The sequence below is a fragment of the Vibrio sp. 10N.247.310.98 genome, from assembly GCF_041467395.1.
GTDB classification, from domain to species: domain Bacteria; phylum Pseudomonadota; class Gammaproteobacteria; order Enterobacterales; family Vibrionaceae; genus Vibrio; species Vibrio crassostreae_C.
Window position 1 is genome coordinate 63,029 of sequence record NZ_JBFSUL010000012.1, and the last position, 13,516, is coordinate 76,544.

At 46.5% G+C, this 13,516-nt stretch carries 9 protein-coding genes; 6 read left to right on the forward strand and 3 right to left on the reverse strand.

Going from position 1 to position 13,516, the window contains the following annotated elements:
- Positions 1-143: 143 nt before the first annotated feature.
- The 3 genes from AB6E78_RS07265 (at position 144) to metF (ending at position 4,914) form a co-directional block, all read left to right on the forward strand.
- Complete coding sequence (locus AB6E78_RS07265; RefSeq protein ID WP_372132769.1) at positions 144-1,325, forward strand: O-succinylhomoserine (thiol)-lyase; 1,182 nt, start codon at positions 144-146, stop codon at positions 1,323-1,325.
- Between the two features lie 2 nt (positions 1,326-1,327).
- Complete coding sequence (locus tag AB6E78_RS07270) at positions 1,328-3,739, forward strand: bifunctional aspartate kinase/homoserine dehydrogenase II (RefSeq protein WP_017061142.1); 2,412 nt, start codon at positions 1,328-1,330, stop codon at positions 3,737-3,739.
- A 275-nt stretch (positions 3,740-4,014) separates the two neighbouring features.
- Positions 4,015-4,914, forward strand: a complete 900-nt coding sequence (metF, locus tag AB6E78_RS07275; protein WP_004729683.1) for a methylenetetrahydrofolate reductase — start codon at positions 4,015-4,017, stop codon at positions 4,912-4,914.
- Positions 4,915-5,024: 110 nt separating this feature from the next.
- Here metF and AB6E78_RS07280 read toward each other — a convergent pair whose 3' ends face one another.
- The 3 genes from AB6E78_RS07280 to argE form a co-directional block, all read right to left on the reverse strand.
- On the reverse strand, positions 5,025-5,564 hold the full coding sequence (locus AB6E78_RS07280) for a PadR family transcriptional regulator (RefSeq protein ID WP_017061141.1): 540 nt from the start codon (positions 5,562-5,564) through the stop codon (positions 5,025-5,027).
- A gap of 349 nt (positions 5,565-5,913) precedes the next feature.
- Positions 5,914-8,550 (reverse strand): phosphoenolpyruvate carboxylase, encoded by a 2,637-nt coding sequence (ppc, locus tag AB6E78_RS07285; RefSeq protein ID WP_170791819.1) that lies wholly within the window; start codon positions 8,548-8,550, stop codon positions 5,914-5,916.
- 252 nt (positions 8,551-8,802) lie between these two features.
- Positions 8,803-9,939, reverse strand: coding sequence for an acetylornithine deacetylase (gene argE / locus AB6E78_RS07290; RefSeq protein ID WP_009848891.1), 1,137 nt, complete (start codon positions 9,937-9,939; stop codon positions 8,803-8,805).
- A 153-nt stretch (positions 9,940-10,092) separates the two neighbouring features.
- Here argE and argC point away from each other — a divergent pair, with 153 nt between their 5' ends.
- The 3 genes from argC to AB6E78_RS07305 all read left to right on the forward strand — a co-directional run bounded on the left by argC (position 10,093) and on the right by AB6E78_RS07305 (position 13,223).
- Complete coding sequence (gene argC, locus AB6E78_RS07295; protein ID WP_372132766.1) at positions 10,093-11,097, forward strand: N-acetyl-gamma-glutamyl-phosphate reductase; 1,005 nt, start codon at positions 10,093-10,095, stop codon at positions 11,095-11,097.
- 12 nt (positions 11,098-11,109) lie between these two features.
- Complete coding sequence (gene argB, locus AB6E78_RS07300; protein ID WP_017061138.1) at positions 11,110-11,898, forward strand: acetylglutamate kinase; 789 nt, start codon at positions 11,110-11,112, stop codon at positions 11,896-11,898.
- Positions 11,899-12,011: 113 nt separating this feature from the next.
- Complete coding sequence (locus AB6E78_RS07305; RefSeq protein ID WP_017061137.1) at positions 12,012-13,223, forward strand: argininosuccinate synthase; 1,212 nt, start codon at positions 12,012-12,014, stop codon at positions 13,221-13,223.
- Positions 13,224-13,516: the final 293 nt, after the last annotated feature.

Sequence of the window (13,516 nt, forward strand, 5' to 3'; positions counted from 1 at the left end):
CCATAAGCAAAGACATATAGACGTCTGGAAGTGTTGACGTCTCACGTTTATGAAAGTAAAGTGAATAACATATATCTAACACAGCCGCAAAATGCCGACAAGCCGCTGTGATTCTCAGACGCAAAACTTGTAAGGAAGCACCTATGAGCAGCCGGAAGCCAGCAACAATCGCAGTACGTACTGGTATCGAGTCAGACACGCAACACCATGCCGTTGTCCCACCCATTTATCTTTCGACTAACTATGGGTTTCCCGCTTTTGGTGAAGTGCCAAAGTACGATTACACCCGTTCTGGTAACCCAAACCGCGGTTTATTAGAGACGGCACTGTTTGAGCTTGAATCAGGCAAAGGCGCGGTTGTGACTAACTGTGGTACTTCGGCGCTTAACTTATGGGTTTCGGCTTTCTTAGGCGGCGATGATCTTATTATTGCACCGCACGATTGCTACGGCGGTACTTACCGTCTGTTTAACACTCGCTCGCTAAAAGGTGACTTCAAAGTTCTGTTCGTTGATCAATCGGATCAAGCAGCGCTGGATGCGGCGCTCGCGCTTAAGCCAAAGTTGATCTTAATTGAAACCCCATCGAATCCACTGGTTCGCGTGGTTGATATTGCAGAAACTTGCCGTAAAGCGAAAGAGGTTGGTGCTCTGGTTGCTGTCGACAACACGTTTTTGACACCTGTGTTCCAAAAGCCTTTAGAGCTGGGTGCTGATTTTGTTATCCACTCAACCACTAAGTACATCAATGGACACTCAGATGTTATTGGTGGCGTTGTGGTCACTAAGACAGAAGAACACGCTGAAGAGTTAGCATGGTGGGGCAACTGTATTGGTGCGACCGGCACACCATTTGATAGCTACATGACTTTACGTGGTATTCGTACGCTAGGTGCGCGTATGCGAGTTCACGAAGAAAGCTCACGTGAAATTCTAGCGTCTCTGCAGCAACAAGATCTTGTTGGCACTATTTACCACCCAAGCCTTCCTGAACATCCGGGTCATGATATCGCGAAGAAACAGCAATCGGGCTTTGGTTCCATGCTCAGTTTTGAGTTTGCGGGCTCATTCGAGGCGCTTAAATACTTTGTTGATAAGTTAGCGCTGTTTTCTTTGGCAGAATCATTGGGCGGTGTTGAAAGCCTGATTTGTCACCCTGCGTCGATGACTCACCGCGCGATGGGTGAAGAAGCCTTAGCAGAAGCGGGTGTTTCTCAGCAACTACTGCGTCTATCTGTTGGCCTTGAAGATGCAGAAGACCTAATCGATGACCTCAAGCAAGCGTTTGAAAGAACACAGCGCTTTATCGCTGAAGGGGAGGGTTAATAATGGCAACCTTTCGCCAGCTACATAAATTTGGTGGCAGCAGTTTAGCGAATCCTGAATGTTACCAACGCGTGGTCAACATTCTTAGAGAATACTCATCAGCATCTGATTTGGTGGTGGTATCGGCAGCAGGCAAAACAACCAACCGTTTGATTGAATTTGTTGAAGCGCTCGACAAAGATGGTCGTATTGCCCATGAATGCCTACAAGCACTTCGTCAGTTCCAACTCGATCTGATTGAAGCACTGCTTGAGGGTGAATCAGCCGCACAACTTACTTCAACCATTCAACAAGAATTTACCGCTTTGGGTGAGCTAACGGCTCCCTTGAGCGAAGCACAAAAAGCAAAAGTGCTTGGACACGGTGAGGTTTGGTCTTCACGTATACTCGCGGCTTTGTTGTGCCAGCATGATTTACAAGCCGTTGCTCAAGATGCGCGTGCTTTTTTACGTGCAGAAGTGGGCGCTCAGCCTGAAGTCGACCGCGCACGTTCTTACCCTCTGATCAAAGAAGCCTTGGCGCAGCATGCACATTGCCGCGTGGTGATTACGGGCTTTATGGCTCAGAACTGCCAGGGTGAAACGGTATTGCTTGGCCGTAACGGTTCGGATTACTCAGCAACCGTGATTGGTGCTTTGGCTGAAGTTGAACGCGTGACGATTTGGAGTGATGTGGCAGGCGTTTACAGCGCTGACCCTCGTCTGGTTTCAGATGCGTGTCTATTGCCTCTACTTCGCCTTGATGAAGCCAGCGAATTGGCTCGTCTTGCCGCTCCAGTGCTTCACAGCCGAACGCTACAGCCTGTGGCTCAAAGTGCTATGGATCTCAGCTTACGCTGCAGCTATCAGCCGGAGGCGGGCTCTACACAGATCGAGCGTGTACTGGCATCGGGTCGTGGCGCAAAAATCATTACCTCTTTGGATGAAGTGCTTATCGTGCAACTGACCTTTGGTCACGGCCATGATTTCGACCGTCTAGAGAGTGAAGTGCTTGAAGGGCTTAAGCGTGCTCAACTTGAGCCGCTTGCTTATGAGCTTGAACCGGATCAACACTGTTTGCGTCTTGCCTACACAGAAGAGATTGCTGGTGGTGCATTAGAATATCTCCAAGACCATGCGATTGAAGCTGAGATTAAGCTAAAAGAAGGTTTCTCTCTGATTGCTGCAGTGGGTGCGGGTGTGACTAAGAACCCTAACCATTGCTACGGTTTCTACCAGCAGCTTAAGAGCTCGCCGGTTGAGTTCATCTCAGAAGCGAACTCAGGCTTAAGCTTGGTGGCTGTGATTCGTAAGAGTGAAACATCAAGTCTAGTGAAAGGCATTCATTCTCAACTGTTCCAAGCGCAGAAGCGTGTTGCGATTGCCTTGTGTGGTAAGGGCAATATTGGTTCAAGCTGGTTAAGCCTGTTTGCTGAGCAAAAAGCGGAACTTGAAAAGCGCCGTGGAATGAACTTTGAATTGGTTGCCGTGGTTGATAGCCAAACCTATTGGTTCGACGATCAAGGCATTGATGCGACTTCGGTAGGTAAGCGCTTTGACGACGAAGCTATTGCTAACAATGGTAACGACTGGTTAGAGCGTTTGGGCTCTATTCAAGGTTATGACGAAGCAGTGGTTCTGGATGTGACTGCGAGCCCAGTGCTTGCAGCAAAGTATCTGCAAATCGCACAACAAGGTATTCACCTAATCTCGGCGAACAAGGTGGCAGGTTCTGCATCGAGCGAGTATTACCATCAAGTACAAGATGCTTTCGCTAAGATCAGCCGTCATTGGTTGTACAACGCGACAGTGGGTGCTGGATTGCCGATTAACCACACGGTACGTGACCTACGTGAAAGTGGCGATGACATCATTGCGTTGTCTGGCATTTTCTCGGGCACGTTGTCTTGGTTGTTCCAACAGTTTGATGGCACCGTGCCGTTCAGCGAGTTGGTTGACTTAGCATGGCAACAAGGCCTTACGGAACCTGACCCTCGTGCTGACCTAGATGGCTCAGACGTGATGCGTAAGCTGGTGATTCTGGCGCGTGAATCTGGTTTGGATATCGAACCTGAAAACGTAAAAGTGGAATCACTGGTACCTGCAGAGCTGCAAGATCTATCTGTGGATGACTTCTTCGACAAAGCTTCTGTACTGAGCGAAGAGCTGGCTGAGCGTTTAGAGAAAGCGCACTCTCAACAGAAAGTTCTGCGTTACGTAGCGCGTTTGGAGAAGAACGGTAAGGCAACCGTAGGCGTTGAAGCACTGTCTAAAGAACATGCTCTGGCGAACTTGTTGCCTTGCGACAACATCTTTGCGATTGAGAGCAAATGGTACAAAGATAATCCATTGGTTATTCGTGGCCCAGGTGCCGGTCGTGAAGTAACGGCAGGTGCAATTCAATCTGATTTAAACAGAATGTCTAGCCTGTTCTGATACTCAGATCGGTTGGTTTAGTGTCTAAATGGCATACTATTCACTAAGATAAATAAGGCTGAAAGCACGATGTGTTTTTCAGCCTTTTTTCTACATTATTTCTGCTTTGCGACCCATCTAACGACTTGAGTTTTACTCACGATCTACTTGAGAAAAATTCATAATGGATCTGTTGACATTAAATCGTATTCAATACATTCTACAGACATATAGACGTCTAAACGTCGTTTAAGGATTTGAGTTTTAGTGGTTGCTTTTGCCACAGGGAGAGTAAGATGGGATACACACACGCTAGTCATATCGACGCTTTAAATCAGAATATCGCTGAGCTTTCTGACAATATCAATGTGTCATTTGAGTTTTTTCCACCAAGCAGTGAGAAGATGGAAGAGACCTTGTGGAACTCTGTTCACCGTCTTAAAACACTTCAACCAAAATTTGTATCGGTAACTTACGGTGCAAACTCGGGTGAACGTGACCGTACCCACTCAATCATTAAAGAAATTAAGAACCAAACGGGTCTAGTGGCAGCACCACACCTCACATGTATTGATGCGAGTCGTGAAGAGCTGATTCAAATTGCTGACGACTACTGGGCAAATGGTATTGAAAGCATTGTTGCGTTGCGTGGTGACATTCCAGCAGGCGGCGGTGCGCCAGAGATGTACGCGTCTGATTTAGTCGAGCTACTTAAATCTCGCCACGATTTTGATATCTCAGTAGCGGCATTCCCTGAGGTTCACCCTGAAGCAAAAAGCGCTCAATCTGACCTAATTAACCTAAAGCGTAAAGTGGATGCCGGTGCTAACCGTGCCATCACTCAGTTCTTCTTCGATGTAGAAAGCTACCTACGTTTTCGTGACCGTTGTGTGGCGGCTGGTGTTGATGTTGAGATTGTTCCGGGCATCTTACCTGTTTCTAACTTCAAACAAGCGTCTCGTTTCGCTGCGATGAATAACGTAAAAGTACCGGGCTGGATGGCGAAGCAATTCGAAGGCTTGGATGATGATCCAACGACTCGCCAGTTAGTCGGTGCGAGCCAAGCGATCGATATGGTTCGTACGCTGAGCCGTGAAGGTGTGAAAGACTTCCACTTCTACACGCTAAACCGTGCAGAAATGACCTACGCACTTTGCCATACTCTAGGTGTTCGCCCACAAGTTGCTGCGCTGTAATTAAGCTTCAGCCTTGTTAAAGCGCTATTTGCTGTAAATCTCAAATCCGATAGATACAAAAAAGGCTTGGACTCTATAAGAGTTCAAGCCTTTTGCTTTTCTAGCTTAACTTAAGCAAGAGCACCAAGTTCAAGCAGTACTTCTTCAGCCCATACAATCCATGCTTCACGGATAAGTAGGTTACGACGAAGAGTAAGACGCTCAAGGCGTGCTTGCTTGTCTAGAGTTGATGGCGTTGCGTAGTAAGCCGCTTCGATTTCACGGTAGTGAGAAACCAGTTTGCGAGACTCTTCTACTAGCTCAGCAAGTTGTACACGGTAAGCGTCAGAAGGTTGTACAGCACAAGCCATTAGCTTAGCTGAGAACTCGTCACGAACGGTTGGGTGTGCAGTTGGTTGTTCAAACCATTCACCTAGCGCGCCACGGCCAGCATCAGTGATAGAGTAAACTTTACGATCAGGTTTGCCTTCTTGAGGCTCAAGCACGCAAGTTACCTGGTCGTTCTGAGCCATTTTATTTAGCTCGCGGTAAACTTGTTGATGGCTAGCTTTCCAGAAGTAACCAATGCTTGCGGAGAATTCTTTTGTGATATCGTAACCAGTAGCATCGCGTGTACTTAAAACGGTTAGAATTACGTGTGGTAATGACATGTCTGAAATCCAAATGGTAAACAGTAAACAAATACTTAAACAACAAGTGTGCTTCTAATGGCACGTTATATTGGTTATGTCTAAGTAGCACCAACTCATCGGTTGGTTATGTCACCTTACAAAGCCGTTTATCACCTAGGTTGACCAGTTTATTGGTCAAGTTGCTGCAGATTATTTTTTTGGAGTGCTTCCGCAGCGGAGCAGTAGTATATCTAAATAATAAGCATAAAGTAGAATACATGGACAAAATAACCCAAAAAACTGACAAAATACTCATTAGTGGTTATCTTGCAAAATAAAAAGGTCGCACTAGGCGACCTTTTGTCTGTTGAATGGTAGGAATCACTAATTAACCAGTGTTTCGCATGCCTGCTGCAATGCCTGCAATCGTCACCATTAGCGCTTCTTCAAGCTCTGCTGGTGGTGTTTCACACTTACGAGTACGGTAAAGCAGTTCAGCTTGAAGCATGTTTAGTGGCTCAACGTAGATGTTACGTAGGCGGATTGACTCAAGTCCCCAAGGGTCGCTCTGCATTAGGTTCTCGTTGTTCTCAACATTTAGCACGGCTTTGATGTCTTTTTGCAGCTGTTCACGCAGTAACTCACCTAATGGTAATAGCTCTTCGTCAACAAGGCGTTGGTCGTAGTACTTAGCGATTTCCATGTTGCACTTCGAGTACACCATTTCCAACATACCGAGACGGGTAGAGAAGAACGGCCACTCGCGACACATCTCTTCGAGCAGGGCTTGATGGCCTTGATCTACAGAGTACTGAATCGCTTCACCAGCGCCTAACCATGCAGGCAGTACCAAACGGTTTTGGCTCCAAGAGAAGATCCATGGAATCGCACGTAGGCTTTCTACGCCGCCGTTCGGGTTACGTTTCGCAGGGCGAGAGCCAAGAGGCAGTTTACCTAGCTCCAGTTCAGGTGTCGCTTGACGGAAGTAAGGTACGAATTTCTCTTCGCCACGAACCACGTTGCGGTAAGCCTCACAAGATACTTGAGATAGCACTTCCATTAGGTCGCGCCACTCTTGTTTTGGCTCAGGTGGCGGCAGAAGGTTCGCCTCTAGAATCGCGCTTGCGTAAAGGTTGAAGCTGTTTACAGCAACGTCTGGTAAGCCAAGTTTAAAGCGGATCATTTCGCCTTGCTCTGTTACACGTAAACCGCCTTTCAAGCTCTTAGGTGGCTGAGAAAGAAGAGCAGCGTGCGCCGGAGCACCACCACGACCAACCGTACCGCCACGACCGTGGAATAGAGTCAGTTCAATGCCTTCTTCATCACAAACCTTAACCAGTTTGTCCATTGCATCATATTGAGCCCAACCTGCAGACATTACGCCCGCATCTTTCGCTGAGTCAGAGTATCCGATCATCACCATTTGGTGGTTCTGGATAAAGCCACGGTACAAGTCGATGCTCATTAGCTGTTTCATTACTGCTTCTGAGTTGTTCAAGTCGTCTAGCGTTTCGAACAGCGGACATACGTCCATGCGGTATGGGCAGCCACATTCTTGCAGTAGTAAGTGAACAGCCAGTACATCTGATGCAGTACGAGCCATAGAAATTACGTAAGCACCGAAGGCTTCACGAGGTTGAGCAGCAATAACCTTGCAGGTGTCTAAAACCTCTTTAACCTGTTCAGATGGCTCCCAATCGCGAGGAAGAAGCGGACGCTTAGAGCTTAATTCATTGGTTAAGAAAGCAATCTTGTCTTGCTCGTTCCATTGGTCGTAGTCGCCAATGCCTAGGTAGCGAGTCAGTTCAGACAGTACATCTGAGTGACGAGTACTTTCTTGACGAACATCGAGACGAACTAGGTGTACACCGAACGCTTTTAGGCGGCGCAGAGTATCAAGCAGAGAACCGTCTGCGATTACGCCCATGCCACATTCGTGCAGCGATTGGTAACATGCGTAAAGCGGTGTCCAAAGTTGCTCGATGTTCTGTAGTGTTTCTTTCTTCGGAACCTCTGTGTCATGCAATTTTGCATCCAGCACTTCTAGCGTGTTGTTCAGTAGAGTGCGTAGGTTCTTCAGGATTGCACGGTAAGCTTCGTGTTCATCACCTGCTAGCTCACGAACGGCATCATTACACTTAGTCATCGACAGTTCGGTAATCAGCTCGTTTACGTCGCCTAAGTAAAGATCGGCAGCTTTCCAACGAGATAGGCGCAGAACTTCCTTAGTGATGGTGTGCGTTACGAATGGGTTGCCATCGCGGTCACCGCCCATCCAAGATGAGAAGTGTACTGGGCGTGCATCGATCGGCAGGCCTTCACCAAGATAACCTTTTAGTCGGCCATCCATTTCACGTAGGAAGTCAGGAACGGCTTCCCATAGAGAGTTTTCTACAACCGCAAAGCCCCATTTCGCTTCATCAAGTGGCGTTGGGCGTTGTTGACGAATCACATCTGAGTGCCAACCTTGAGCGATCAGTTGCTCTAGGCGGCGTTCGGTTTTCACGCGCTCTTTGTGTGATAGGTCGCTTAATTCTAATTTAGACAGACACTCGTTGATCTTAACTAGCTTGTTGATCATGGTGCGACGAGTGATTTCTGTTGGGTGTGCAGTCAGAACGAGTTCAATGTTCAGGTCGCGAACGGCTTGAGCCGCGTCTAGCTTGCTGATGTCATTCTGGTTTAATTTGGAAAATAGAGATTGCAGCACGTCTGGTTCACAAACATGCTCCTCACAGTGGCGAGAGATGGTGTGGTACTGCTCTGCCATGTTGGTGAGGTTGAGAAATTGGTTAAATGCACGAGCAACAGGAGTGAGTTGTTCGTTCGGCAGGTTTTTGATTTCTTCAACTAGGCTGTCACGGTCAGCTTTGTTGCCTGCGCGGGCGGATTTGGAAAGTTTACGGATAGTCTCCACTTTCTCTAAGATAACGTCACCATGTGCATCTTGGATTGTGTTACCTAGCAAGCGTCCCAGCATGCTTACGTTACTCTTGAGAGCGGCGTATTTCTCGTTCATTGTCATCCTGCCTCGTAAAAAAATTACATCCATTGTTCCTTGTTAAGTACACAATCTAGCGAAAAGTGCTGTATCTAGTCAAATAAAGCATTCTAAGTTTGCAATTATTAGTTTTCGAAATGCGGGAGAAGTAAATTTCCCAATAGTTCGGAATTAAAGTGAAATTTAATTACAAGATCAGGCTGTGTCTGGGATAACAGAATAAAAGCCACCTTTTCGGGTAGCTTTTATACGAAAATATTGGAAGAAAAGTAATAACTAGAAACAATATTTGCGGATCGACTTACTCAGAACATCAATCGTTGGATCGATAAAATCGAAGCTTAGGAACTCATCTGGTTGGTGAGCTTGGTCGATTGAGCCTGGACCCAGCACTAAGGTTGGGCAAAGTTCTTGAAGGAAAGGTGCTTCTGTACAGTAGTTGACGGTTTGTGATTCAGTTTCGCAAACTGATTCCATGCCACCGATAAATGGATGGTCATGTTGGCACTCGTAACCCGGGATAGGTTCGTGCAGTGGCGTAATCTCAATTCTGCCCGGCCATTTTGCTTCTACTTCTTTGAGTGCGCTGCGCAGCATGTTATCCAAACCATCTAAGCTGATACCCGGTAAAGGACGTACATCGTAGTGCAGCTCACAGCAACCACAGATACGGTTCGCGCTGTCGCCACCGTGAATATGGCCAAGGTTTAGAGTGGGGCTTGGAATTGCGAAACCCGGGTGGTGATACTCTTTGACTAGCTTGTCACGCAGTTGCATTAAAGCGAACAACACTTCATGCATGATCTCGATGGCGTTGACACCTAATGCAGGATCAGAAGAGTGACCTGATTTACCCGTTACTCGCACAGCGTTAGCAACATGGCCTTTATGGCCACGAATCGGCACAAGGCTGGTTGGCTCACCAATAATGCAGTAATCCGGTTTAAACGGTGCATTTTCAGTGAAATGACGCGCACCCAGCATGGTGGTCTCTTCGTCACAGGTTGCCAATACATATAGCGGCTTGGTCTGTTTGCTCCAATCCATCTTCTTTGCCGCTTCATAAACGAAAGCGAAAAAGCCTTTCATATCGGCCGTGCCTAACCCATAGAAGCGATTGTTGTGCTCTGTTAGTGCGTGAGGGTCGAAGTTCCAACGTCCTTCATCAAATGGCACTGTGTCGCTGTGTCCTGCGAGTAGCAAGCCACCTTCGCCCGATCCCATCTTAGCGACCATATTATGCTTGCCGGGTTCGACTTCCACGACTTCAACGCTAAAGCCTACGTCTTTAAACCATTGAGCCATTTTTTCGATCACTTTCTCGTTGCCATGATCCCAGCTTGGATCGGTCGAGCTAATAGAGTCTGTGGAAATTAGGCCTTTGTAGACCTCAAGAAAACTCGGTAATTGCATAATAACTTCACTTCTACTATTGACAGGAAAACCATAAGTCGGTAAAACACATATTAAATCATATTTAATGCATAAGAAATCAAATAAAGCTAAAAATTAAGTATGAATAGTCAAATTTGAAATGTAACTTACCTCAAAAATGGATGTGTTGAGATGTTGAAAACCACGATCATTGGCGCAAGCGGCTACACAGGAGCAGAACTGGCTCTAATGATAAACAGACACCCTGAGCTCACGCTATCAGGTTTATATGTCTCAGCCAATAGTGTAGACGCAGGTAAACCTATTGCGGCACTGCACGGTAAGTTAGCTGGCTTGATTGATATGCCAGTACAACCTTTAACAAATCCGGAAGAAGTAGCTAAACAATCTGATGTGATTTTCTTAGCAACGGCACACGAAGTCAGTCACGAACTAGCGCCAATTTTTCTAGAGAACGATTGCCAAGTCTTCGACCTATCGGGTGCATTCAGAGTTAAAGGCGAAAACTTCTATCAAGAGTTTTACGGTTTTGAACATCAACACGAACAATGGCTAGACAAAGCGGCTTACGGTTTAGCTGAGTGGAACGAACAAGAAATTAAAGAAGCTCAGCTTGTCGCTGTCGCGGGTTGTTACCCAACCGCATCACAACTGGCGATTAAGCCTTTGGTTGAAGCCAAGTTACTGGATGAAAACCAATGGCCAGTGATTAACGCAACCAGCGGTGTGACTGGTGCAGGCCGCAAGGCGACGATGGTCAACAGCTTCTGCGAAGTGAGCTTGCAAGCTTATGGTGTATTCAATCACCGTCATCAACCTGAAATGGCTGCACATTTAGGATGTGATGTGATTTTTACCCCGCACCTCGGCAACTTTAAGCGTGGCATTTTGGCAACCATTACCATGAAATTGGCTGAAGGCGTGACAGAACAACAGATACAAGATGCCTTCGAGCAAGCTTACCAAGGTAAACCTGCAGTGAGACTTCTCGAAGAGACACTGCCAAGAATTCAAGATGTAGAGCAGACGCCTTTCTGCGACTTAGGTTGGAAGGTTCAAGGTCATCACATCATCGTTGTTTCAGCGATTGATAACTTATTAAAGGGTGCATCTAGCCAAGCGATGCAGTGTTTGAATTTACGTTATGGTTTTGCGCCATTAACTGCGTTAGTGTAAGGAAATCTAGATATGAGCCTTAATAATCAACCATTAATCATCAAGTTAGGTGGCGCTGCGCTATCTTGTGGTGAAACACTTAGCAAGTTATTTGGTGCTATCTCTGCTTACCAACAACAGGCACAACGACCAATCGTGATTGTTCACGGCGGCGGTTACCTTGTTGATGATTTGATGAATAAGTTGAACCTCGAAACCGTTAAGAAAGAAGGGCTACGTGTTACTCCTTATGATCAGATCCCAGTGATCGCTGGTGCATTAGCGGGCACGGCGAATAAATTACTTCAAGGTCAGGCGATTAAAGACGGTATCAATGCCGTTGGTTTAAGCCTAGCAGACGGTGGTTTATGCAAAGTGAGCGAACTGAACCCTGAACTGGGGGCGGTAGGAAAAGCGGAGCCGGGCGACTCAACCGTTCTGCAAGCGATTCTTAATGCGGGCGCACTGCCTATCATTAGCTCGATTGGTCTGACTGAGCAAGGCCAACTGATGAACGTCAATGCCGACCAAGCTGCGGTTGCCGTTGCAGGCGCGCTTGATGCTGAACTGGTACTGCTTTCTGATGTAAGTGGTGTGTTGGATGGCAAAGGTCACCTCATTCCAAGCCTTAATCAACAACAAGCTGATGACCTTATTACAGGCAAAGTGATTACCGACGGCATGATCGTTAAGGTTCAAGCCGCACTAGAAGCCGCTAACGACCTTGGACGACCAATCGAAGTTGCCACTTGGCGATACCCAGAAAAGCTAACACAACTGTTTTCAGGTAAAAGCATAGGAACACAGTTTTTACCTCAGTAGGTCTCACAACGAGTCACTACTTAAAGAATTTAGACAAATTAAATAAACATATAATTATGAAGTCATTTCCAACGCTGACCGCCATGTGCAGTATGGAAACTAGGAGAAAGAAAATGAGCAAAGTTAACGTAAAGAAAGTTGTAGTAGCCTACTCTGGCGGTCTAGACACATCAGTAATCATTCCATGGTTGAAAGAGAACTATGACTGTGAAGTGGTTGCGTTTGTTGCGGATGTTGGTCAAGGCGACGAAGAGTTGATTGGTATCGAAGAGAAAGCAAAAGCTTCTGGTGCATCTGAGTGTTACATCGCAGACCTTAAAGAAGAGATGGTTGCTGACTACATCTACCCAACGCTGAAAACGGGCGCTTACTACGAAGGTAAATACCTACTAGGTACGTCGATGGCGCGTCCAATCATCGCGAAAGCACAGGTTGAAGTCGCACGTAAAGTAGGTGCAGACGCACTGTGTCACGGCTGTACTGGTAAAGGTAATGACCAAGTTCGTTTTGAAGGCGCATTTGCTGCACTAGCACCTGATCTACACGTAATTGCACCATGGCGTGAATGGGATCTAGTGAGTCGTGAAGAGTGTCTAGATTACCTGGCTGAGCGTAACATCCCTTGTACGGCTTCTCTTACTAAGATTTACTCGCGTGATGCAAACGCATGGCACATCTCAACAGAAGGCGGCGTTCTAGAAAACACATGGAATGCACCTAACGAAGATTGCTGGGCTTGGACTGTAGACCCTGAGCAAGCGCCAAACGAATCTGAAACAGTGACGCTTAAAGTTGAAAAAGGCGAAGTGGTTGCGGTTGATGGCGAAACAATGACGCCATACAACGCACTGGTTTACCTAAACGAGAAAGGTGCTAAGCACGGTGTTGGTCGTATCGATATCGTAGAGAACCGTCTTGTTGGCATGAAGTCTCGTGGTTGTTACGAAACTCCGGGTGGCACAATCATGATGGAAGCACTGCGTGCAGTAGAGCAACTGGTTCTTGATAAAGCGGCATTCGAATTCCGTGAAGAGCTCGGTGTTAAGGCTTCTCACCTTGTATACGATGGTCGTTGGTTCACTCCACTATGTAAGTCAATCCTTGCCGCGACAGAAGAGCTAGCACAAGACGTGAATGGTGAAGTGGTTATCAAGCTTTACAAAGGCCATGCAACGGTGACTCAGAAGCGTTCTGACAACAGCCTGTACTCAGAAGAGTTTGCAACCTTTGGTGAAGATGAAGTTTACGACCAAAGCCATGCTGAAGGCTTCATCCGCCTTTACTCGCTATCAAGCCGTATCCGTGCTTTGAATAGCCAAAAGTAATCTTAACAATGAGTTAGTGAGCTAGCCTTTGATGAAAGATTGAAGGTTAGTAAACAGACATTATTATGCAAAGCCCATTCACTATTGATTAGTGAGTGGGCTTTTTACTTTCTATTTGCCTAATAAATCAGCTTCGGTTTTTCCTATCGGATGGCATATAATTCGCGCTCCACGCTAAAAATAATCAATGGATTGAACTGTTGGTGAATAAATATGTGAAAATAATGAATTAATACTTTATTTTCATTTTGAATTGCCGTAAGTTTAAACCATCAGAAAAATACTGAATCTTA